This is a genomic window from Bordetella pertussis 18323 (assembly GCF_000306945.1).
Lineage (GTDB): Bacteria > Pseudomonadota > Gammaproteobacteria > Burkholderiales > Burkholderiaceae_B > Bordetella > Bordetella pertussis.
The window spans coordinates 1,084,168-1,107,056 of record NC_018518.1 but is presented as its reverse complement, the minus strand read 5'-3'; the positions used below and the strand labels follow the sequence as shown (position 1 = coordinate 1,107,056).

The following is a 22,889-nucleotide window of genomic DNA, read 5'->3' as shown; positions in this document are numbered from 1 at the left end:
CCATACGGCGCGGCGGGCTGCCGCGCCGTCCGGCCTGTCTTACTTGCCGCGTCTGGCCGGCGCCGCGACGCGCGCCTGCTCGGCCTGCAAGGCGTCGATCTGGCGCTGCATGGCGCGCAGCTGGCTGCGCACTTCCTGGCGCTGTTCGGACAGCGAATCCGCTTCCTGGCGCGACTGGGCCTGGCGCACCGCGACCTGCTGCTCCTGCTGCTGGCGCAGCGCCTGGTCGGCCTGCAGCGCCGTCAGTTCGGCGTTGCGCGCGCCGAGCTGCTTCTCCGCATGCGCGTACTCGGCCTGCAGGCGGATACGCTGGATATCGACCTCGGCCAGTTCCGCCGTCTTGCTGGCGAACGCCCGGTAGGTGGACTCGGCCTGGTTCACCGACTTGGTCTTGAGTACGCGCCAGAAATCCTTTTGTTGGAAAAGCGCGACATAATAGGTGAGCTCGTCCGGCTTGTAGAGCAGGCTGGCGCCATAACTGCCGTTGTAGGTCGTACGCAGTTCCGACACCTGGCGCGCCTGGATCAGGCCTTGCAGCTCGCTGACCGTGGAAGCGGGACGCGCGGCGGGCGCGGGGGCCGGCGGCTCGACCGGCGCGGCGGCAGCCTGTTTTTCCTCGACCTGCTGCACCACCGGCCGGCTTTCCGATTGCGCGCTGGCGCAGGCGGCCAGGCTGGACAGGGCCAGGCCGGCGACGGTCAGTCGCGCGCCGGCGCCCAGATAGCGGATTTTCATTCCTTCCCCTCAGCAATAATCTTTCAACTATAGCAACTTATCGTGCGGTTTCGTAAAACCCGTGGCCCAACCCGGCCGGTTACGGATCGGCCACGCCATCGGCCGTTTCGGCCTGCGCTTCGCCCAGCCGCAGCTTGCGCATTTTCTCCCACAGCACTTTGCGGCTGATCCCCAGGTGGTGCGCGGTGTCCTGGCGGCGCCAGCCATTGGCCTCCAGGGCGGCCAGCACGCGCTCGCGCTCGGCGCGCTCGGCCGCGTTGAAGGCCGGCGCGTCGGCATCGCCGGGGGTGGCGGGCGCCAGCGGGGTGGCCTGGGCGTGGCGCTCGAACACCTGCTCGATGCGCGGCTGGTCCCAGGCGCGCAATTGGCGCCGCAGTATGGCGACGCGTTCGGCCAGGTTCGACAGCTCGCGCACGTTGCCCGGATAGCGCGCGGCGGCCACGCGCTGCAACAGCCAGGCCGGCGGCTCGTCCTCGATGCCCTGCTGCCTGAGCAAGGCGGCGAAGATCGCCGTTTTTTCGGCGGCGCCGCGCGCTTCGAGATTGGGAATGTGCAGCTCGATGACGGCCAGGCGATAGTACAGGTCGGCGCGGAACTCGCCCTGCGCCACCAGGGCGCGCAAGTCCTTGTTGGTCGCCGCGACCAGCCGGAACTCGACCGGGATCGCCACGGTGGAGCCGAGCCGCGTCACCGAGCTTTGCTCGAGCACGCGCAGCAGCTTGACCTGCTGGTACGAAGGCAGGTCGCCGATTTCGTCCAGGAACAGCGTGCCGCCGCTGGCTTGCTCGAAGTAGCCTTTGTGCGCGCCGACGGCGCCGGTGAACGCGCCCTTGGCGTGACCGAAGAAATGGGCCTCGAACAGGCCTTCCGGAATGGCGCCGCAGTTCACCGCCACGAACGGTCCGCCGGCCCAGGACGACTGGTCGTGCAGCAGGCGCGCGATGCGCTCCTTGCCGACGCCGGTCTCGCCATGGACCAGCACGTTGGCGCGCGCGTCGGCGAACATCTCGGCCTCGGCCAGCAGGCCGCGCATGGCGGGCGAAACCGCGATCATCGCAGGCGCCGGGCGCGGTTCGTCGACGGCCGCCGCGCGCGCCACGCCGGCCAGCCGGAACAGCAGGCGGCGCAGCTCGGCGCCGGTGAAGGCCAAGGGCAAGGTGTACGAGTACGCCGGCGCGTAGTAGCGCGGATCGTGGTTGCGCTCCTCGCCGGCCACCCAGATCACCGGGATGCCCTGGGTGGCCAGCCAGTCGAATCCGGCAAAGCGCGCATCGCCCATGACGCTGACCGACACCAGCCCCACGGCCGGACGCGCCGCGTCGCGCGACGGCGGCAGGGCAACCGAATTGTCGACGTGGATGACCGTCGCCTCATAACCGGCCAGGGCGCGCTCGGCGCGAAAGGCGATGTCCGAAGTGCCTTCCCAGACATACACATCGACAGCGTCGCAAGCCGGTGCCTGGTCGCTCATGTGTGCCTCCGGAAAGTCGAATCAATAAACAAGCTGTACTCCTTTGCCATCGCAATCGATCGACATCATGTGCACATCGGTCACGCCCAGGCGCAGGCCCAGCACGTTTTCGATGAGGGGCCGCAGCAGGTCGGCGCCGATCATGTTGAGGATGTCGGCCAGCGGCTTGAGCAGATAGCCCAGCAACACGACGATCGCGTTGGGGGGATTGCCGCCGGAAGGCGGCGTGCTGTTGGCCAGGGCCTTGCCCAACTCGTTGACGCAGCCCGCCTCGCTGCCCTGGTAGCCGCCCAGCAGCGACCAGGTCGCGCACTGGTTGGTGGGAAACAGCACGCCCAGGATGCCGCCCAGGATGTCGCCCAGCAGATCGACCAGGTTGCCGACCAGGCCGACCACGTTGCCCAGCAATCCCACCACGTCCAGCGTCACCAGGTTGCCCAGCAGGCCCAGCGTGTTGGCGCTCAGCCCGCCCAGGAAACCGGTCAGGCCGTTCGAATAGTTCTCGATGTTCTCGATGCCGCGCGACCAGCGGGCACGCCGGCAGTCGTAGCCGGCCTTGCCGGACGCCCCGGGCGTACAGGCGGCCACCTCGGCGGCGGTGTCGGCCCAGATCTTGCCGGCCAGGTCCTTGCGCAATTCGCCCTGGTCGCCGCCGCCCAGGCCCGCGCCGCCCTGCAGGGAGTTGCCGATCAGCGCGGCCAGCAAGGCATCGACCAGGTCCTTCACCGTATCGCCCAGCGCCAGTTCGTTGCCCAGCGAACGGCGCTGGCCCGCGTAGTAGTCGTCTTCGCTGGTGGTCTGCAGCGCCGGGACGACCAGCGGCGGGTCGGGGTTGAGCGAGGCGAGGTTGACGCGCTTGCCCAGCAGGTTCAGCTCCAGCCCCAGCAGGCGCTTGCGCGTCAGGTTCTCGTCGCAGCTGGCCGTGGTGGAGAATGGCCAGTTGGCCAGTTCAGGGCCCGTCAGCCCGGCCGGCGGGCCGCCCAGGCAGATCTTGAGCAGCGACGAGCGGGTGCTGACGACGGCCAGGTCGCGGCCGGCGGCGTCGCGCGCGTGGCACAGCGCCTCGATGGTGCCATGGCCGTTGACCACATCGACGGTAAGCGGAATGTCGAGGTCCAGCCGCACCAGCCCGCCCAGCAGCGAGCCGGTGTCCAGCCTGAGCGGCGCATGCACGCGGATCTGCGAGGTATAGGCGGTGGCGCCCACGCCGCAGGCGATGGCATGGCCCGAGGTGCCCACGCCGATGGCGGTGGCCAGCACCTCCAGCGCGTCGAGTTCGACATTGAGCGCCGAGGCGGCGTCGGGCGCCTGGATGTTGGCGAACAGGCCGCCGGCGCGCTCGGCCGTCTCCGAGCCCAGCCGTACCGCCAGGTCCTTGACGCCCACCGCCGTCTCGATGGCCTGCACCAGGCCTACGTTGGCGTCGAGCAGGCTGTCGCGGCTGGCGGCGCGCACCACGGCGTCGAGCACGCCGTCGAGCGCGCTGACATTGGCCGAGAGCAGTTGATTCAAGCCGGCCACCGAAATGTCGGTCGGGACCGCGATGCCCAACGCATCGAGCAGACCGGCCGGCGTGATCTTCACGCCCGCCAGGCCGATGTCATAGCCCAGCACGGCGGTGCCGCCGATGTCCAGCCCGACCTGCTTGAGCAGCCGGGTCAGTTCGCCCGACCCCGTGGCCAGCAGGCCCGTGCCGACCGAGAAGGCCGCGATGGGATCGGCCGGGCGCGCGGCGATGGCCTCGACTTCCAGGGTGCGGCCGCCCAGGAACGGAAACAATGCCCGCACCGGCATGCCGAGCACCACCGCCACGGCGTTGTAGCGTTCGCTGGGGTCGGCCGGTTCGCGCACATAGCGCGGCGCCAGTTCGGCTTCGTCGCGGGCCCAGCGCCAGCAGGTGGGCTCGATGCTGAGCCCGTCGTCGGCGCGGCTGCCCAGGTTGGCGCGCACGCTGGCCCGCACGGCCTGGCCGGCGGCGGCGCAGGCGGCCTCGTCGCCGGGGCTGAGCACCTGCACCCCGGTCAGCGCGGCCAGATCGGCGGTCTTCTGCAGCTCGCGCTTCATATAGAAGAAGTAGCCCAGCTGCGCCGCGCCCAGCAGCGCCACGCCGATCAGGATGGCCAGCGCCGCCGGGATCAGGATGGAGCCGCGCTGGCGGCGCCGCGCGCGCAACGGGCGGGGGACGTTCATGGACACAGACGCCTCAGCCCCCGCCGCCGCCCGAGCCACCGACGTTGTCCTCGATGCGCTCGCCGAACCACTGGGGAATGGGCTGGCTGAAACTCTCCAGGTAGCGCTGCCACGCGGCGCTGGCCACCGGCCCCTGCAGCGGCAGGCCCGGCCCGGCGCGCCGGCCGTCGGCCTGCGCGGCCAGCAGGCCGCGCCGACCGCGTCCTCGTCGGCCGCCGCAGCCGCGGCGGCGGGCGCGGCCGGCGCGGCGACCTGGCGCACCACCGGCCGTTCGGCGGCCGGCGCCGGGCTGGCCGGGGCCGCGGGCGCCGGGCTGGCCGGGGCCGCGGGCGCCGCGGTCAAGGGAGGATGGGTCTGCGCCGCGGCGCCGGCGGCCAGGCCGGCCAGCGCCACGCACAGCAGGAAACGGGGAAGGTCATGGGTGGTCATGCGAATCTCCTGTCGGGGTCATTGCAGCAGCGGCGGATTGCCGAAGCGGTCCATGACCGGGCGCTGCAGCACCGGCATCACCATGGCCTCGCGGCCGGCGGCCTGCGCCACCGGCACCGCGGCGGCCGCGGACACGCCGGCGTGGCGCGTCTGGCTGGCCAGTTCCTGCACGCGCTGGCGCGCCCGCGGACTCAACGCCGCGCGGTCCATGACCTGGCGCGCGCCGGCATAGTCGCCCTCGACCAGCAGCAGCAAGGCCAGGTTGCCCAGCACCTTGGCGTTGGCGGGCGCCAGCTCGGCCGCCTGCCCCAGCGGCAGGCGCGCGCCGCGCGGATCGCCGGCCCGCAGCAGCGCATAGCCCAGATCGTTGAGCATGTTGGCGTCGGTGGGCCGCAGCCGCGTCGCGCGTGCCAGGTAGTCGGCCGCCTGGTCGAAGTCGCCGCGGCCGCCGGCCAGCAGGCCCAGGCCATGCCAGGCGGCGGCGGCCTGGTCGGTGCCGGTCAGTGCGCGGTAGGCGCTTTCGCTTTGCGCGATCTGGCCCGTCATGCGCAAGGCGTCGGCGCGCATGACCGCCACCTGGGGCGAGTCGCCGAAATTCTGGCGGTAGGCATCGAGGTAGGCCAGCGAGGCGAAGTAGCGCCCTTCCCGCTGCGCCTCGCGGATCAGCGACAGCGCCAGCTCCGGTTTGGCGGCCAGGCGCTTGCGCTCGTCGGCGTCCTCGCGCTGCTGCGCCAGCGCCTGTTCCTGCTGCTGTTGCTGCATCAGCTGCATGGCCGTATCGACGTTGCTGGTCTGGCAGCCGCCCAGCAGCAGCGGCGCGGCCGCCGCCAGCGCGAGGCCGAGACGGTGTGATCGTTTCATTACCCTTCCCCCATGACTTGCGACATGCCGCGCAGCAAGGCGACAAAGCCCGAGCCGCCGGTGATGATCAGCAGCGCGGGCAGCAGCGTCACGACCATGACGCCGGTCATCTTGACCGTCAGCCGCGCCACCCGCGCCTTCAATTCGAGCCGGCGCCGCTCGCGCACGCGCTCGGCGAAGCGCGCCAGCGGATCCTGCACGGCGCCGCCGTGGCGATCCACCTGCACGATGAGCCGGCAGATGGCGCTCAGGTCGTCGTTGTCGAACCCCTGCGCCAGGCGGCTGAGCGACTGTTCGCGCGTACGCCCGCGGGCATACTGTTCCGCGGCGATCTTCAGCTCGCCGCCGAGCACCGGCATGACGGAGCGGAAATCCTGGATCAGCACATGCATGCTCTGGTCCACCGACAGGCCCACGCCCTGCAGCAGGCGCAGCAGGTCGATGAACAGCGGCAGCTCCGCCTCGGCGCATTCGCGGCGCCTGGCGATGCGCCGCAGCAGCATCCATTTGGGCACCATCCAGCCCAGCCCGAAGCCCAGGAAGACGGCGCACGCGACATAGGCCAGCGGCAGGTCCGCATGGCGCGCGCGCAAGACCAGCCACGCCGCCAGGGGCGCCAGGCCGGCCAGCAGCAGGCGCGCCAGCATGAACCAGGCGCGGGCGCGCGCCGGATTGCGGAACCCGCAGGCGTCGATCAGCTTGCGGTCGTCGCTGGCCAGCAGCGAGTCGCCCAGCTTGCCGTGCTCCAGTTTCGCGCCGGCGTGCTCGGCCGCGCTGGCCACCGCGGCCATGCGGCCGGCCGGCGGCGGCTCGGCGACGTGGCCGTCGCGCGCAGCCAGGGCGCGATCGACGACCGCGCGGCTGCGTTGCTGGCGGCCGGCGCGCGCCACCAGGGCCGCGCCCACCACCGCGCAGGCCACCATCAGCACCAGCAGCGCGGCCACCAGCAGCATGCGGGTCTGGGAATCGGCGAGAAGTCTGTCCATGGCGAGTCCTACACCGAGCGGGCCATGCGATACAGCCAGTACGAACCCCCGGCCTGCAGCAGCATGGCGAACACCAGCAGTCGAAAGCCCATGGGGTCGTGCCACATGCCCATGAACAGCTGGTTGTTGAAGATGATGATGAACAGCGCCAGCCCGATGGGCAGCAGGGCCAGGATCCAGGCCGACAGGCGCACCTCGGCCGACAGGGCGGTCAATTCGTCGCGCGCCTGCTCCAGGTCGCGCATGAACGCGGCCATGCGCTCGAGCACCTGGTCGCTGCGGCCGCCGAAGCGCAAGGCCAGCGCGATGACCGCCGACACCAGGAACAACTCGCGCAGCTGGTACTGGCGCGACACCTGGTGCAGGGCGGCGTCCAGGTCCTTGCCCGAGCGCACCTGGCTGTCGGCGCGCTGCAGGACCTCCAGCAGCGGCTGCTCGACGCTGCCCAGCGCATTCTGGAACGCCGCATTGACGCTGTTGCCGATGGTGATCAGGCGCACCAGCGCGTCCAGGAATGTCGGCAACTGATGCACCATGCGCCGGCGCCGGCGGTCGGCCTTGAGCCAGAGGTGGAAGTACCACAGCAGCGCGACCAGCAACAAGGCTGCCGCCGCCGATATCCAGCCGCCGAACAGCCAGGCCAGCGCGGGCACGCCCAGGTGCGCGCCGACCGAGGCGGCGAGAAAGCGCGGCGTGGGTTCGACGCCGGCGCGCAGCAGCAGCTGCCGCCAGGCCCCGTTCGAGATCGGCAGGCGGCGCCGCGCGGCGGACGCCTGCGAGGCCTCGGGCTGGCCCGGCCGCAGTTCGAGCTGGCGCTCCAGGAAGGCCTCGCTGGCCTGGCGGCGCGCGCCGTCGCGCGCCTGCCGCAGCAGCAATGCCGCCGCCGCCAGCAGCGCCAGCGCGCCCAGGAGCCAGGCCATGAGGCTCATCGCCTGCGCCCCCAGAATCCGCCGTCGCCCTCGGGCTCGCTGTCGGGCGCCGCGCCGCGCAATTCGTTGCGCATGCGCGCCAGCTTGGGCGTGTGGGGCAGGATGCCCAGGCTCACCCAGTTGTCCTTCTCCTCGCCGTCGGGCGTCGCATAGGCTTCGTAGCGGTACAGCTCCTGCGTGGCGATCACCGCGTCGCCCATGCCGGTCACTTCGGTAATGGAAATGACGCGCCGCTTGCCGTTGGGCAGGCGCCCGATCTGCACGATGAAGTCCAGCGCGCTGGCGATCTGCCGGCGCAGGCTGTCCTCGCTGCCCTGGAAGCCGGCGAATCCCGCCAGCATTTCGATCCGGTACAGGCATTCGCGCGGCGAGTTGGCGTGGATCGTGGCCATGGACCCTTCGTGCCCGGTGTTCATGGCCTGCAGCATGTCCATCACTTCGGCGCCGCGCACCTCGCCCACCACCACGCGGTCGGGCCGCATGCGCAGGCTGTTGCGGATCAGGTCGCGGGCTGACCGCGCCGGCGCCGTCGAAGCCGCCCTGGCGCGCCTCCAGGCGCACCACATGCGGGTGGTTCAACGACAGCTCGGCCGTGTCCTCCACCGTGACGACGCGTTCGGTTTCGGGAATGAAGAATGCCAGCGCGTTCAGCAGCGAGGTCTTGCCCGAGCTGGTGCCGCCCGACACCAGGATGTTGCAGCGGCCTTTCACCGCCGCGTTGAGCAGGCGGAAGATGTCCTCGTTGAACGAGCCCAGGGTAAGCAGGTCATTGGGCTTGAGCGGGTCCTGGCGGAACTTGCGGATCGACACCATGGGCCCGTCGACGGACAGCGGCTCGATCACCACGTTCAGGCGTCCGCCGTCGGGCAGGCGCGCGTCGACCATGGGGCTGGATTCGTCCAGCCGGCGGCCCAGCGGGGCCAGGATGCGGCGCACGATGCGCAACACATGCTGGTTGTCGGAGAAGCGCACGGTCTCGCGGGCCAGCACGCCGCGGCGCGACACGAACACGTTGTCGCTGCCGTTGATGAGGATGTCCTCGACGTCGTGGTCGCTCAGCAGGTCCTCCAGCGGCCCCAGGCCGGCCAGCTCCTTGGTCAGCGCTGCGGCCACCTGGCCCAGCTCGCCCTCGTTGATGGCCACCCGGCGCAGGCGCACGAAGCTGGCCACCTCGATATCCACGAATTCCTGGATGGCGGCGCGGGTCCAGCGGCCGAACTCGGCGCCGAGTTCCTCGATGCGCGACAACAGGTGTTCGTAGGCCTGGTTCTTGACGTCCTGGAAGCGTTCGGACGCGATGAATTCGCCGCCGCCCGCGGCGCCGAATTCCATGGATGGCGGCATGATCATGATGTGTGTCAGCTCTCAACGACATTGGTTAAGCGATGCACGCCAGGCAGCCAGTTGGCCAGCCAGCTGTTGTGCCGCGCGCGCGGCGCCTCGCTGCCGGCCAGCAGCCGGTCGACCAGCGTCTGCACGGCCCGCACGTAGATATCCCGTTCGGCCTGCTCGTGCAGCAAGCGCCCCTGGTTGGTGCAGACCATCAGCGGCAGCGTGCGGTCGGGCAGCGTGCCGGCCAGTTCCAGCCCGAAGCGTTCGGCGATCTGCGCCGCGCTCATGCCATAGCGTTCGTCGTAACGGTTGACCACCAGCCGCAGGGCCGACTTCTCGACGTGGAACTGCTCGAGCTCCTGCACGGCGCCGGCCAGCGAGACCAGGGCGCTGACGCTCTGGTCGGTAACCAGCCAGGTTTCGTGCGAGGCGCGCGCCAGCTTGGCGACGAACTCGGGATTGGCCAGGCCGCCGGCGTCGGTGACCAGCGTGCCGTAGTGCTGGCGCAGGCGTTCGAACAACAGCAGCGAGTCGTTGGGCGACAGCGCGCGCACCTGCTCGACCTCGCGCGGCAGCGCCAGCGCGCTGACGCCCGACGCGGTGTGCGCCATGGCCGAATTGAGCAGGGTGCCGTCCAGACGGCTCAGGTTGCGGGCGGCTTCGGCGAAATCGAAGTCGCTGCTGATGTTCAGGTAAAGCAGGCAATCGCCGATCGGCCAGCCCAGGTCCAGCACGCCGACGCGGTCGGACAGCGGCAATTGCGCGGCCATGACCTCGGCCGAGCGGGCCGGCTTGCCGGCCACCGCGCCCTGGCGCGCCAGGGCCGCCTGCGCCATGCGCTCCTGCGTCAGGCCCGCCATGTGCACGGCCAGCGTGCTGGCGCCCACGCCGGGGCGCGCGCCCAGGATCAGCACGCTGCGGTGTTCGCCGCCCGAGCCGCCGCCGATGCGGCGGTTGGAGACCAGCCGCTGCACCACGCCGTGCACCTCGTCGGGCGAGACCGACGGATCGACGAAGTCGCTCACCCCGGCGCGCAAGGCGGCAATGGCGCCGTCCGGCTGGGCCAGATAGCCGACCGCCACGCGCGGCACGGCCGGCGCCACCCGCGCCAGCACGCGCGCCAGGTCGGCGGCCAGCAGCAACTTGCCCGGGTCGGCCTGTCCGCCGGTGAAGTCGAGGAACGCCACCTGCGGATCGATGTCCGCGAGACGGCGCGCCAGCTGTTCGGGCTCGGGCAGTTCCTGCATCAGCAGGCCCAGGTCGCCGATGGCATGGCCCAGCTGCTGCGCCACGTCGTTATCGCCGGAACAGAAGAGAAAGCAGGTGCTCTTGTCCAGAGCCGCCCATTCGCGAGCGTGTGTCTTCATGTTCGTCACTGTGAAAAGCCCGGCATCTGCTGGCCGCTCATCGGACCCAGCAGGTAATAGCCCCAGGCGTTGAAGCCAGCGTCGCTGACCTCCTGGCGCGCGCCCGGCAAGGGCAGCGTGACACCGCGCGCGATGGGGCGAACCAGGCGCGGCGTGACCACGATCACCAATTCGCGATCCTCCTGGGAATACTGCACGTTGCGGAAGAACGCCCCGATGATGGGCAGGTCGCCCAACAGCGGCACCTTGTTGACGCTGGCCTTGGTCTGGCGCGAAACCAGGCCGCTGATGACGAATGTCTCGCCATCGCCCAGCTCCACCATGGTGTCGGCCTTGCGGGTTCGCAACGCCGGGATCACCGTGATGCGATTGTTGCTGTCGATGCTGGAAATGCCGTTGGCGTAGTCCAGCTCGCTGGCTTCGGGCGCCACCTTCAGCGCGATGCGCTCGCGCGAGATGACCGTGGGCGTGACCGTCAGGCCGATGCCGAAGGGCTTGAACTGCACCGAGGTCGTACCCAGGCCGGCCGATACCGGAATCGGAATCTCGCCGCCGGCCAGGAAGCTGGCGCTCTGGCCCGACATGGCCAGCAGCGTCGGCTCGGCCAGGACGCGCGCCATGCCGTTGTTTTGCAGCAGCGCCAGCGACGCGCTGAAATCGCGGCTGGTATAGGACAGCATGCCGAACATGCCGCCGCTGGCCAGGTCCGGCAGCAGCGACACGCCGCCCGACCACGGGCCGCTGTCGGCCCTGAAATTGATCCCGACATCCTTCATGACCGAGCGCGCCAGCTCGACCACTTTCACTTCCACCTGCACCACGCCGCTGGTGTTGATCTGCGACATGTCGACCACCTTGTCGTTGCCGCCCGCGGCGGCCGCGGCAGCCTCGGCCGCGCCGCGATGCGCCTCGGCCGAGGGCGCCATGCCGGTGACCACGCCGCTGTCGCCAGCCATGTCGACCTGCGCGCCGCCGCCGACGCCGCGCCGCGCCAGCGCGGCCTGCACTTGCGGCAGCACGCGCACGGTCCAGACCTGCGGGTCGCGCGAGCCGCGGCTCCAGACCCGCAGCTCGGTGGTGCCGGCCTGCCGGCCGATCAGCAGCACCTCGCCCGGGCGGCCCACGCCGGGCGCCAGCACCTTGACGTCGGCGACCTGCGGATCGGCGATCGCCACGCGCGATGGCGCGGCGTCCAGGCGCAACGGCTGCTGGCCCTTGACCTCCAGCAGCAGTTCGCGCGCCTGCGCGGCCCCAGCTGGTGCCGCCGGCTGCGCCGCCAGCGGCGCGGCCGCGCCCAGGCACGCCAGCGCCATCGCCCATCCTGCCCAGTGCCTGCCGACCTTATGCTGTTTCATTCGCCCTGCTTCCTGTCTGCGTCATGCCGCGCCGGCCGGCGCGGCAAGCTGTTCGTCAATAGCGCACTGCCTGCACGTCGCCGCCGCGCACCACCTCGATACTGCGTCCGCCCCCGCCGCCCGCCGCGCGCGGCTTGGGCACGGGCGCGGCGGTAGGCCCGGCCAGTTGCGGCAGTATTTCTCCCGCATAGGCCTGGTTCACGCCATCCTTGCCATCGCGCTGCTGCTCCGCCGTCAGGCCCGCGCGCAGCGCCAGTACCGGCGCGCGCTCGGGAAACAGCGCCAGGTCCGGCACGTCGATATCCTCGGGCGAGCGCAGCACCAGCTGCAGGCGCCCTGCCTTGGCCGCCAGCAGCAATTCGTTCACGCGTTCGACCGGCACCGCCAGCATGGCGTTGCGCGGCGCCGCGGGCGGCTGGCCGCGTTGCGCGACAGACGGCTTTTCCTCGCCCTGCGGCGGCCCGTCGACCGAACGCTGGCCATAGGCCAGCACCTTGATGCGCGATTGCAGCAGGCGGGTCTGCGTGCCAGGCACCTCGATGCCGCGGTCCATGACCACGAACACATCGACCAGGTCGCCGGGCAGGATGCGGTTCTGGGCGCCGCTCAGTTCGTCCACCGCGATGGTGACGGCGCGCTCGCCGGGCGCGAGGTGGCGGGCCAGGCCGCGCGCCAGCATCGGCGCGGTCACGGGCTCGCCCGCGGGGATGTCCTGGCGCACCATTTGCCCCAGCAACGCCTCGGATTCGGCGTATCCATTGGCCGGCTGCACCGGCCAGCGCTCGATCTTCAACAGGTCGGCGGCCAGGCGGTCGCCCGCGGCGATGGGCTTGCCGGCCACCACCACCGGATAGGTCGGCAGCGCCGCGCTGGCGCGCTGCGCCACCGGCTTGGGCGGCGGCGGCGCCGGACGGGTAGCCAGCATGAAGGCGGCATAACCCAGCCCCAGCGCCACCAGCGCCAGGACGGCGGCGGCAATTTTCGCGACGGTACTCATGTCGTAGGCTCCTGCGCGATCTGCACGATGGCTTGCGCACTCAATACATCGGGAAACCAGGCGCGCGCGCCGGGGACGGCACCGGCCGCGCCCCGCAGCGTGGCCAGCAGCGGCCAGCCTGCCAGTTCATAGCGGACCCGCACCTGCGCGCACGCCGCCGGCCCGCCGTCGCTGGCCGTCCAGGCGCAGTCCAGCGTCTCGCTGACGCACTCGATGGCCAGCCAGCCCGCCTCCTGGCGCGCCGCCTCGCAGCCGGCCACGCCGCTGGCGGCCGCGCCGCGCAGGTTGGCCTGCAGCAGCGCCTGCGCGCCCTCGCCGGCCGCCTTGCTCAGTTTCTGCTGGGCCCAGAACAGGGCGCCATAGCCCAGCACTCCCAGCATCAGCGCCAGCATCAGCAGGATCACCAGCGCAAACTCCACGGCTGCCGCGCCACGCTGGGCGCGCCGCCGGGACGGAAAGGAAATGGCGCGCATCTCAGGCCCCCTCGCCCGCCGCGGCCACCGGCCCGCCCACGCGCACCGACGCGCGCGCGCTGAGCGTGCCGGGCACCGCCACGCCCATGCCGGGCAACAGCGGCACCAGCGGCGCCTGCGCGTAGGGATAGCGCACCAGCACTTCGATCTGGTCGGCCGCCAGCGCAATGCCGCTGCACGGGCCGGCCGCCAGGCCGCCGATCGGCCCGCCGCTGCCGCACACCGTGACGGTGGCCGGCGCGCCGCCCATGCGGCGCACCCAGTCGGCGTACTGTCCGGCCAATTGACCGGCGCGCGCCGCGCGCGGCTCGAGCGCGGTGCTGCCGGGCCACTGCAGCGCGGCGCGCGCGCCTTCCTCGGCCGCGTGGTTGAGCGACTGTTGCGCCGCGAAAATGAAGGCCCAGGTCAAACCGCCGTAAAGAACCACGAAGAACACCACGAACACCAGGGCGAACTCGACGGCATAAGCGCCAGACTGATGGCGGCCAGGGCCAGATAGGCGGCGTACGGGATGCCGCGCCGCGGCCGGCGCGGGTCGCGCACCACCTGAAAGCCCTGCGCCAGCGCATGCGCGAGACTGGGCAGCCCGGCCAGGACCAGCACCAGCAGCCAGGGCCAGGCGCCGATCGCCAGCCCCAGCACCGCCAGGTACTTGACGTCGCCCGCGCCCATCAGGCGCATGCGCCATAGCATTACGAAGGCCATGCCCAGCACGAAACCCAGCCCGGCATCGGACCAGCCGCGCGCGCCGGCCGCCGGCGTGGCCTGCACGCCCCATGCGTGCCAGGCCAGCCAGGCGCACTGCGCCAGCGCCGCCGCGATCAACAGCCGATTCGGCACGCGGCGCACGCGCAGATCGTAAAAGACGACCAGCAAGTTGAAGGCGACATAAACAGCCCACCACACGTGCTCCCTCAACAAATTTTCCACTCCTGCTTCCGTGCCGACGCCGTCGGCACCCTCGGGCGGGCGCCCGACCAGCGTCTGCCAGGCCCCCTACTACGGCGCTTCCGCGCTCAGTTCCGTCTGAATGGTGTCGAAGAAGCCCTTGAGCGTCTCGCCCAGCAGCGACACCGAGCCAATGATGACGACCGCGATCAGGCCCACGATGAGGCCATATTCGATGGCGGTCGCGCCTTCCTCGTCGCGCCAGAAGTTCTTCAATTGGGTAAGCATGCTGTGCCTCCAGATAAGGTAGTTACGACTTCACTCGTCAACGGCGTCCAACCGCAACGCCACGCTTGCGTCCCGCCGCCGCGGCGGCGGGATTCCTTCACCTGCCCGGATGGCCGCGCACGGGCCGTCCGGTTGTCGTCTCGCGCAGCAAGGCATCGATGCGGCGGGCGGTGCGGTCCTGGTGGCCGCGGTAGCTGCGATGCAGCTGCCAGCGCATGGCCAGCAAAACCGCCAGCGCGCCGGCGAACGCCACATAGGGCAAGGCCACGCCGCCCACTTGCGCGTCGGCGAATGTCTGCGCCGTCGTACAGACCACCACGCCGGCCGCAGCCCCCGTGTAATGCATGCCGCACACCGCCAGCGCCATCACCGCCGCGGCGGCCACGCGCTGCCATTCGCGCTGGACGTTGAACGCCAGCCACAGCGCCACGATTGCGCTGACCACCGCCACCGCCACGGACAGCGCCACCAGCTCCACGTTCCACAGGAACATCGCCGGCATGCGCATGGCGCCAATGCCGATGTAGTGCATCGCCGCCACGCCCAGTCCGGCCAGCACGCCGGCCACCACGCAACGCCCCAGGCTGAACGCCTGGCGCCCCACATACCAGAAGGCCATGCCGGAGAACGCCACCGCCACCGCGGCGCTCAGCAAGGTGAGCCACAGGGCGTAACCGACCTCGAACGGCATCCGCTGCGCCTGCATGCCGATGAAGTGCATGCCCCATATGCCGATTCCGCCCATGGATACGGCGGCGATCAGCACGAAGCCGCGCACGTTCACGCCATCGTGGACGCTGGCGCGGATCCGCGCCGCGGCCACCAATGCGACATACGAACCGAAAAACGCGATCAGGAACGACAGGGCAACCACGTGGGGCTGCAGCGAAAGCGGCACGATGTCGCCCGGATTCACGACCGCCCCCTTGCCCGATGCACCGCTCGCGTCTCGCCAGTCGATTTCATGTGCCGTCTCGAATACCCGCGCTGATTTATGGATAACAACTTCAAAATCCGCAATCTTTTGTTTTGAAATGTTTATCTAGTCTTATCTATTAATTTTTCATTGCCATCAGGGTTTACCCCGGTATTCGTATTATTGAGACATATTTTGTGCAACGGATATTCTTCGAATTGGTAGCAACTCGCTTTTTTAGGCACTTAGATGGCAGAATTTCTCGTTAATGGATCAAAAATAGGAAAAATTTGATTTGCCATGAAATGATTGTCATGAGTTTTGCAGCATTCATGGCGGTTCCCCTGGTATCACGAATAGAAAATAACGCAAATAATTGCAATATTCGGAGACGATATACATTGCTCCGCGTACTGACAGATTTCCGATTAATTCCAAGCTGCAGACACAAAATCAATGAAACGTACAATCGCCACGGATCTGTTTTGCTGTTCCCTTGTCGCCGGCCTGGCGGCGCTGCCGGCCGCCAGCCGCGCCGACGGCCCCTTGCGCGGCAATCCGGTCGACGCGCTGCCGCAACTCGAACGCCCGACCGCGCCCGCCGCGCCGGCGCCTGCCCTGCAGGCTCCCACGCCCGAGCAGCGCGCCGTGCAGGCGCGCCTGGCGCAACGCATCGTGCCGCGCAATTTCGACGTGGCCGGCGTGCACGCCTTGCCGTTCGACCAGGTGGCGGCATTCCTGACGCCGCTGGCCGGCAAGGAAATCACCGTGGCGCAACTGGTGCAGCAGGTGGACAGGATCACCGAGCTGTACCGTTCGAGCGGCTATCCGCTGTCGTTCGCGCTGGTCCAGAACCAGGACTTCGCCAACGGCCTGGTCGTGGTCACCGTGGTGGAAGGCCATATCGGCAATGTGCGCATCGATGGGGACATCGGCAACGCCAAGCGCCGGCTGGAAACCCTGGCCGGCCCGCTGCTGGCGGAAAAGCCGCTGACCCAGGCCACGCTGGAGCGCCAGCTCAACCTGATGCGCATCGTGCCGGGCGTAAAAATCACGCCGTCGCTGGATCTGCCGCGCCGGGCCGACGGCGCCACCGAACTGGTGATCGCGGCCACCCACGGCAAGTTCACCTCCAATGGCGGCGTGGCCGACCTGGGCACCGGCATGCAGCCGCTGGTCGACCTGGGCGCGCACAGCCTTACGCCGCTGGGCGAGCAGCTCAAACTGACCACCAGCATCCCGCTCAACAGCGACGACGTGAAATATGTTGCCGGCGAAGCGCGCCTGCCCATCGGCGCCGACGGGTTCTCGATCAAGGTCGACGGCTACCACTACCAGGCCAAACCGCAGGACGACGCCATCGAATACCTGGGCTTCGACCGCAAGGTCACCAATGACCGCATCGGCGTGGGCGTGAGCTATCCGTTCCTCTTGAACAATCAGCGCTCGCTGACCGGTACGCTGGGCATGTATGCCGTCAACGCCAAGGACCGCTACACCCACCGCGACAGCGACCGGTGGCTGCAACAGGACACCCGCGTGCGCGCGGCCACGGCCGAGTTGCGCTACATCGATATCCTGCCGCAACGCTCCACCGACCTGACCGTGTCGGTGTCCAAGGGCTTCGACGCCATGGGCGCGAAAAAATCGATCGACACCAACTACGGCTACTCGGCGATTCCCGATGTCGACCTGGACTTCACCCGCTTCAACCTGAACGTGCGCCAGGCCTTTACCCTGCCGGCGCAATTCGGCCTGGTCCTGTCCGGGGCCGGCCAATACAGCAGTGACATCCTGCCGAGTTCGGAACAGGTGTCGTTCGGCAGCTGGCGCTTCGCCATGGGCTACCCGCAGGGCGAACAAAGCGGCGACAAGGGCGTGGGCGTGTCGGCCGAAGTCAACCGCCGCTTCGGGCTGGGCTGGCGCTACCTGAGCGCGGTGCAGCCCTACGCCATGGCCGACTATGCGCGCACCTGGTACAACAACAAGGGCCTGCAGGAACTCAACGAACGCCACCTCTCGTCGCTGTCGCTGGGCGTGCGCTTTACCGACGACAAGTTCTACCTGTTCGACTTCAACGTCGCCAAGCCGGTCGGGTCCAGCACGGTCAACGGCGATCGCGACGTGCGCTTCAACGCCAACTACTCGCTGTTCTATGACGCGCTCTGAAACATGGGCAACACTGCGGAACGTTACGTAACGTCGCCGTAACGCCAGCCGTAACATCGGGCCGATATTCGCGAAAAAACAACATTCGCAGACGGCCTGATGTCCGGATTTTGCGGTTGCTGAGCACTTGCGAATATGCAAGAAACGCTCGCAACTCGATGAAAACAATGAAATTATTTTTTATCTCCGAAGGGCTTCGGGCGGATTTCGCGACGTCTTGAAAAAAGCTGGCACGGTTTGTGCTTGGTATGGGGCATCGGGCCAATGAGGGGGCCTGAACTTCCAACCCTGAGGAGCACGGATCATGTACGCCAAGACCAAGACCCACCACCGCCCGACCCGTTTCGCGGTTCCCCTGTTGACGGCCATCATGGTGGCCGCGCTGGCCGGTTGCGGCGGCGGCGGCAACAGCAGCAGCAAGCGCGCGTCCGCCCCCGTCACTCCCACCAACCCGGGCGGCCCTGGCAACCCCGGCGGCCCTGGCGGCCCCGGCACCCCCGGCAATCCGGATCCGACCACGCCGGTGGACCCGGTACGCGCGGGCCTGCTGGAAACCACGCTGGGCAACACCGGCGGCGCGACCGACAGCCTGCTGCCGCTGGGCGCCGACAACGCGCTGGGCGCGGTGGGCAAGGCCCTGGATCCGACGCTCAAGCCGGTGGTCGACACGACCGTCGGCCTGACGCAGCAGATCGGCGCCACCACCGGACTGGGCGCGCCGGTCGACGGCGTGCTGACGCAAGTCGGCGGGACGGTCAGCGGCCTGGGCGACACGGTAGCCGGCACGGGCCTGCCCGGCGGGCTGAGCACCGGCCTGGGCGGCCTGGTCGATGGCCTGGGCAAGACCGTGGCCAGCACCGGCGGCCTGCTCCATGCCGACGCCAACAATCCCGAGCCGCTGACCGCCGTGCTGGGCAACGCCACCGGCGCCGTGGGCGCGCTGACCGGCGCGCTGGGCGGCCAGGGCGGCCTGCTCAATCCCATCAACCAACTGGTGGGCGGCATTGCCGGCGGCGTCCTCGACGGCCCGACCCAACCCATCCTGCAGCCCGCGCTGACCAACACCGGCACCGCCGCGGACAACGTTGCGTCGCTGGGCCTGGGCGAGGCGCTGGGCGGCATCGGCGCGCGCCGGCCTCGATCCGGCCATCAGCCCGGTCGCGGGCGCCGTCACCAATCTCACGCAAACGGTGGGCGCCACCACCAACCTGGGCGCGCCGGTGGCCGGCCTGCTGACCAGCGTGGGCGGCACGCTCGCCGGCGCGGGCGGCCAGCTGCCCGGCGGCCTGCCAGTGGGCGGCCTGGACGGCGTGCTCGGCGGCCTGGGCGGCGCGGTAGCCAGCGCCGGCGGCCTGCTGCACGCCACGCCGGGCAACACCAACCCCCTGGGCAACACCCTGGCCCATGCCACCAGCGCGGTCTCCTCGCTGACCGGCGGCCTGGGACTGGGCGGCATCACCGGCGGCGGCGCCAACGGCGGCCTGCTGGCTCCCGTCACCGGCCTGCTGGCCGGCGTGACCGGTAACCTGGGCGGCGGCGCCGCCCCCAACGGCGGTCTGCTGGGTGGTCTGCTGGGCGGCGTGACCGGCGGCGGCTCGGGCGGCTCGGGCGGCGCACCGGGCGCGGCCAACGGTGGCCTGCTGGGCGGCCTGCTGGGCGGCGTCACCGGCGCGGTCGGTAGCGGCGCAGCGGGCGGCGGCCTGCTGGGCGGCATCCTCGGTGGCGTGACCAGCGCCCTGAAGTAACCGACCTTGAGCCTGAAAAAGCGGAGCGCCGCCATGCTGGATATAGACCGTATCTCACAGCAAGACCAACGAGTCTCCTCGGGCGACCCCCTAGGCCATGACCGCCGGCCGGACAGCGTGGAGGAAATCGCGCAAGTCCTGGCCCGGCAACTGACGGTCTACATGGCGGCCAGCCAGGCCGCCATGGCCGAAAGGCTGGGGTTGTCGTTGACCGAACTGAAGGCCCTGGACCTGGTGCTGGAGTTCGATGCCCTGCCGACCGGACAACTGGGCCAGTTGCTCGGCATCAGTTGGGGGGGCGCCACCGCGCTGATCAATCGCCTGGAAGCCGCAGGCTATGTTCAGCGCGGCCGGCACCCGCTGGACCGGCGGGTCATCGTGATCCGGCCCGTCGCCGAGCGCTGCCGCGCGCTGGCCGAGGAGCGCCGCGCCGCGGCCGAGGAAGTCACTTTCCTCAGCCGCCAGTACGACGCCCACCAGCTGGCCACGGTGCATGCCTTCCTGACGCAGTACGCCCGCTCGCTGCGCCACGAAACGCTCATGTGGCTGCAGTCGCGCCACGGCCGGGACTTCGTCAACGATTGACGGTTGGCACGGTGCCTGTCCCCACGGGGACAGGCACCGCATCCCCGCCTACTCGTTCTCCGCCCCGAACCGCAGCCGCGGCACGGCGGCCAGCAGGCGCTGCGTCATCTCGTGGCGCGGCGCGTGCAGCACGGTATCGGCGGGCCCCATCTCGACGATGCGTCCGCCGTGCATGACCGCGATGCGGTCGGCCAGGTATTCGACCACGCCGAAGTTGTGCGTGATGAACAGGTAGGCGATGCCCAGCTCGGCCTGGAGGTCGCGCAGCAGATCGAGGATCTGCGCCTGCACCGACACGTCCAGCGCCGAAGTGGGTTCGTCGCAGATCAGCACCTTCGGTTCGACCGCCAGCGCCCGCGCGATGGCGATGCGCTGGCGCTGGCCGCCCGAGAATTCGTGCGGATAGCGCGTGGGCGTGTCGGCCGGCAGCCCCACCCGCTCCAGCAGGCCCACGGCCCGCGCCCTGCGCGCCGAAGCGGCCAGTTCGGGGCGCAGCGAGGCAATGCCCTCTTCGAGGATATCGCCGACCCGCATGCGCGGGTCGAGCGACGCGAAGGGATCCTGGAACACGATCTGGATGTCCTGCCGCAGCCGCCGCAGCTCGCGCCGCGACGCGCCCAGCAGATCATGCCCATCGAGCATGGCGCGCCCCTGCACGCGCGCGCCTTCGACCAGGCGCAGCAAGGCCTTGCCGGTGGTGGTCTTGCCGCAACCCGATTCGCCCAGCAGCGCCAGGGTCTCGCCGGCGCGCAGGGTGAAGGTGACGCCGTTGACGGCCTCGACCCACGCGGCCACGCGGCGCAGCACGCCCTTGCGCACCGGATAGTGCACCAGCAGGTCCTGCACATCCAGGACCACCGCGCCGGCCTCGGGCGCGGCCTTGCCCTGGTCCGCCGCACGGCCCTGGGCCGAGAGCGGCCGGCCGCGCTTGGCGAAGGTGGGAATGGCCTCGAACAGTTCGCGCGCATAGGGATGGCGCGGCCGCTCGAAGAACGTGCGCGCATCGGCGCTTTCGACGATCTCGCCGCCGCGCATCAGGGCCACGTGATGCGCCACGTTGCGCACCACCGCCAGGTCGTGCGTGATCAGCAGCACCGCCATGCCCATCTCGCGCTGGATGCCGGCCAGCAGCTCCAGCACCTGGGCCTGCACGGTGACGTCGAGCGCCGTGGTGGGCTCGTCGGCGATCAGCAGCTTGGGCTCGGCCGCCAGCGCGATGGCGATCATCAGGCGCTGCTTCTGGCCGCCCGAGAACTGGAAGGGATAGTCGTCGATGCGCCGCTCGGGCTCGGGGATGCCGACGCGCCGCAGCCAGTCGATGGCCCGCTCGCGCGCCGCCGCGCCGCGCAAGGGCGTATGGGCGGCCAGGGTCTCGACGATCTGGTCGCCCACCCGCATCACGGGATTCAGGCTGGTGGCGGGCTCCTGGAAGATGATGCCGATGCGGCCGCCGCGCACGCCGCGCATGGCGCGCTCGGACAGGTCGTTGAGGTCGGTGCCGCCCAGTTCGATCTGGCCGCCGACGATGCGCCCGGCATCGGGCAGCAGCCGCAGCAGGGCCAGCGCGGTCATGCTCTTGCCGCTGCCCGACTCGCCGACCAGGGCGAAGGTCTCGCCCTGCGCCACGGCCAGCTGCAGCCGCTTGACGGCATGCGTGACGCCGGACTCGCCGGCCACGTCGACATCCAGCCCTTCGATGCGCAGCAAAGGCGCGGACGCGGTCATGGCAGGGCTCCCGCCGCGGCCGCGCGCGCCGGCCTGAACCGCCGCGTGCGCGGATCGAAGGCGTCGCGCACGGCGTCGGCAAACAGGTTGGCAGCCAGCACCAGCGCCAGCATGAAGCCGAACGCGGCCAGCAGGTTCCACCAGATCATGGGGTCGCGCGACATTTCCAGGCGCGCGCTGTCGATCATCGAGCCGAAGGAGTTCATGCTGGGATCCACGCCTATGCCCAGGTACAACAGCACCGCCTCGTAGAGCACCAGCCCGGAGAACTCCAGCACCACGGTGATCAGCACGATGTGCATGACGTTGGGCAGCAGGTGGCGCGTCATGATGCGCCAGTGCGACACGCCGAAGGCGCGCGCCGCCTGCACGTACTCGAGCTCGCGCAGCTTGAGGGTCTCGGCGCGCAGCAGCCGGCACAGGCCGGCCCAGCCCGTCAGGCCGAGAATCATGCACAGCAGGAACAGCCGCAGGTCGGCGCGCGCCGCCGAGGTGTCGAACAGCTCGGCATGGTTGTCGATGTAGACCTGCATCATCAGCGCGCAGGCGGCCACCAGCAGCACGCTGGGAATGGAGGTGAGCGTGGTGTACAGGTACTGGATGGCGTCGTCGGCCTTGCCCTTGAAGTATCCCGCCGCGATGCCGAACGCCAGCGCCGGCGGCAGCATGGCCAGCGTGGTCAGGCTGCCGATGATGAGCGAGGTGCGCACGCTCTTGAGCGCCTGCCACAGCACGTCGTTGCCGGTGCGGTCGGTGCCCAGCACGTGGTAGCCGCCGGCCAGCATCGAGACGGTGAGCGCCAGCAGGCAGATGATGGCGTAGGTGATCCACATGGCGCGCCACGGCAGCTCGGTGCGGTTGGCCGCCAGGTCGGCCAGGGCCGCGCGCAGCGACGCCCGGCGCCGCGCCAGCGCCAGCACCAGCAGCAGGCCGCCGGCCAGCGCGGCGGCCGCGCCCAGGCCCAGGCCGGTCCAGAAGCGTTGCCGCAGGTCGGGCCAGCGCTGGGCGTCGGGGTCCTGCAGGTGCGCCCCGCCGCTGCGCAGCAGCGGGAAGTCGCGTTGCGGCTTGCCGTCGATCAGCAGGGTTTCCTTGGTGAACTGGCGCACCGCCAGCGGCTCGGAATAGGTTTTCTCGGGGCGGGCCAGCACCGTGGCGGCGAGCAGGCCGTCGAGCGCCGAGCGCACCACCGGGGCGTAGGCCGGCGGCGCATCGGCCGTCACGCCGGGCGCGGGCGCCAGCCGCGCGCGGTAGTGGAAGGAGTCGAGCAGGCCGACCACCACGAAGCACATCAGCACCACCGCCGAGCACATGGCCGGGGCGTCGCGCGCCACCCTGCCCCAGGTGGCCCGCAGCGTCGGAGAACGCCTCACGCGCCACGCGTACGCCAGCACGGCGGCCACCAGCAGGTAGAGGGCGATGTCGGTCCAGAGAAAGACGAAGAGCGGCAT

General features: G+C 70.1%; 19 protein-coding genes and 2 pseudogenes. 3 read left to right on the top strand and 18 right to left on the bottom strand.

Features of this window, described 5'->3' with window-relative positions:
- Positions 1 to 39 precede the first annotated feature (39 nt).
- The 16 genes and pseudogenes from BN118_RS05220 to BN118_RS05145 form a co-directional block, all read right to left on the bottom strand.
- Complete coding sequence (locus BN118_RS05220; RefSeq protein ID WP_003810189.1) at positions 40 to 735, bottom strand: DUF2968 domain-containing protein; 696 nt, start codon at positions 733 to 735, stop codon at positions 40 to 42.
- Between the two features lie 79 nt (positions 736 to 814).
- Positions 815 to 2,206, bottom strand: coding sequence for a sigma 54-interacting transcriptional regulator (locus BN118_RS05215; RefSeq protein WP_003820229.1), 1,392 nt, complete (start codon positions 2,204 to 2,206; stop codon positions 815 to 817).
- Between the two features lie 21 nt (positions 2,207 to 2,227).
- Positions 2,228 to 4,396: a TadG family pilus assembly protein gene (locus tag BN118_RS05210; RefSeq protein WP_014905593.1), complete on the bottom strand. Its 2,169-nt coding sequence runs from the start codon at positions 4,394 to 4,396 to the stop codon at positions 2,228 to 2,230.
- Between the two features lie 13 nt (positions 4,397 to 4,409).
- Positions 4,410 to 4,793 (bottom strand): DUF3613 domain-containing protein, encoded by a 384-nt coding sequence (locus BN118_RS05205; protein ID WP_409334286.1) that lies wholly within the window; start codon positions 4,791 to 4,793, stop codon positions 4,410 to 4,412.
- Positions 4,794 to 4,843: 50 nt separating this feature from the next.
- Positions 4,844 to 5,686 (bottom strand): tetratricopeptide repeat protein, encoded by an 843-nt coding sequence (locus BN118_RS05200; RefSeq protein ID WP_010930685.1) that lies wholly within the window; start codon positions 5,684 to 5,686, stop codon positions 4,844 to 4,846.
- A complete protein-coding gene (locus tag BN118_RS05195; protein ID WP_014486078.1) occupies positions 5,686 to 6,672 on the bottom strand; it encodes a type II secretion system F family protein in 987 nt (328 codons plus the stop codon). The genes BN118_RS05200 and BN118_RS05195 overlap by 1 nt, the downstream gene beginning before the upstream one ends.
- An 8-nt stretch (positions 6,673 to 6,680) precedes the next feature.
- Positions 6,681 to 7,601 carry a type II secretion system F family protein gene (locus BN118_RS05190; RefSeq protein ID WP_014905592.1) on the bottom strand — a complete coding sequence of 307 codons (921 nt, stop codon included), beginning with the start codon at positions 7,599 to 7,601 and terminating at the stop codon, positions 6,681 to 6,683.
- Positions 7,598 to 8,951 (bottom strand): annotated as a pseudogene (locus BN118_RS05185) (CpaF family protein). Before BN118_RS05185 ends, BN118_RS05190 begins: the two are co-directional and overlap by 4 nt.
- A gap of 8 nt (positions 8,952 to 8,959) precedes the next feature.
- Positions 8,960 to 10,309 carry a pilus assembly protein CpaE gene (locus BN118_RS05180; RefSeq protein ID WP_014905591.1) on the bottom strand — a complete coding sequence of 450 codons (1,350 nt, stop codon included), beginning with the start codon at positions 10,307 to 10,309 and terminating at the stop codon, positions 8,960 to 8,962.
- Complete coding sequence (locus BN118_RS05175; RefSeq protein WP_010930682.1) at positions 10,306 to 11,655, bottom strand: type II and III secretion system protein family protein; 1,350 nt, start codon at positions 11,653 to 11,655, stop codon at positions 10,306 to 10,308. The genes BN118_RS05180 and BN118_RS05175 overlap by 4 nt, the downstream gene beginning before the upstream one ends.
- A gap of 55 nt (positions 11,656 to 11,710) precedes the next feature.
- The gene (gene cpaB, locus BN118_RS05170; RefSeq protein WP_010930681.1) at positions 11,711 to 12,652 is read right to left on the bottom strand and encodes a Flp pilus assembly protein CpaB; all 942 of its coding nucleotides are present in this window, start codon (positions 12,650 to 12,652) and stop codon (positions 11,711 to 11,713) included.
- Complete coding sequence (locus BN118_RS05165; RefSeq protein WP_010930680.1) at positions 12,649 to 13,125, bottom strand: TadE/TadG family type IV pilus assembly protein; 477 nt, start codon at positions 13,123 to 13,125, stop codon at positions 12,649 to 12,651. Before BN118_RS05165 ends, cpaB begins: the two co-directional genes overlap by 4 nt.
- 1 nt (position 13,126) lies before the next feature.
- Positions 13,127 to 13,570, bottom strand: coding sequence for a TadE/TadG family type IV pilus assembly protein (locus tag BN118_RS05160; protein WP_010930679.1), 444 nt, complete (start codon positions 13,568 to 13,570; stop codon positions 13,127 to 13,129).
- A complete protein-coding gene (locus tag BN118_RS05155) occupies positions 13,531 to 14,055 on the bottom strand; it encodes a prepilin peptidase (RefSeq protein WP_003820213.1) in 525 nt (174 codons plus the stop codon). The genes BN118_RS05160 and BN118_RS05155 overlap by 40 nt, the downstream gene beginning before the upstream one ends.
- 69 nt (positions 14,056 to 14,124) lie before the next feature.
- A complete protein-coding gene (locus tag BN118_RS05150) occupies positions 14,125 to 14,301 on the bottom strand; it encodes a Flp family type IVb pilin (protein WP_003820212.1) in 177 nt (58 codons plus the stop codon).
- 97 nt (positions 14,302 to 14,398) lie between these two features.
- Positions 14,399 to 15,217, bottom strand: a complete 819-nt coding sequence (locus tag BN118_RS05145) for an MHYT domain-containing protein (RefSeq protein ID WP_010930678.1) — start codon at positions 15,215 to 15,217, stop codon at positions 14,399 to 14,401.
- Positions 15,218 to 15,673: 456 nt separating this feature from the next.
- Between BN118_RS05145 and BN118_RS05140 the strand changes: the two genes are divergently transcribed.
- The 3 genes and pseudogenes from BN118_RS05140 to BN118_RS05130 all read left to right on the top strand — a co-directional run bounded on the left by BN118_RS05140 (position 15,674) and on the right by BN118_RS05130 (position 19,716).
- Positions 15,674 to 17,386, top strand: coding sequence for a ShlB/FhaC/HecB family hemolysin secretion/activation protein (locus BN118_RS05140; RefSeq protein ID WP_010930677.1), 1,713 nt, complete (start codon positions 15,674 to 15,676; stop codon positions 17,384 to 17,386).
- Positions 17,387 to 17,690: 304 nt separating this feature from the next.
- Positions 17,691 to 19,119: pseudogene (locus BN118_RS05135) on the top strand (collagen-like triple helix repeat-containing protein); the annotation flags it as partial.
- Between the two features lie 45 nt (positions 19,120 to 19,164).
- Entirely contained in the window at positions 19,165 to 19,716 is a 552-nt protein-coding gene (locus tag BN118_RS05130; protein WP_003810160.1) for a MarR family winged helix-turn-helix transcriptional regulator, read from the top strand.
- Positions 19,717 to 19,764: 48 nt separating this feature from the next.
- Here BN118_RS05130 and BN118_RS05125 read toward each other — a convergent pair whose 3' ends face one another.
- Complete coding sequence (locus tag BN118_RS05125; RefSeq protein WP_004568003.1) at positions 19,765 to 21,441, bottom strand: ABC transporter ATP-binding protein; 1,677 nt, start codon at positions 21,439 to 21,441, stop codon at positions 19,765 to 19,767.
- Positions 21,438 to 22,889, bottom strand: a complete 1,452-nt coding sequence (locus BN118_RS05120) for an ABC transporter permease (protein WP_014905590.1) — start codon at positions 22,887 to 22,889, stop codon at positions 21,438 to 21,440. The genes BN118_RS05125 and BN118_RS05120 overlap by 4 nt, the downstream gene beginning before the upstream one ends.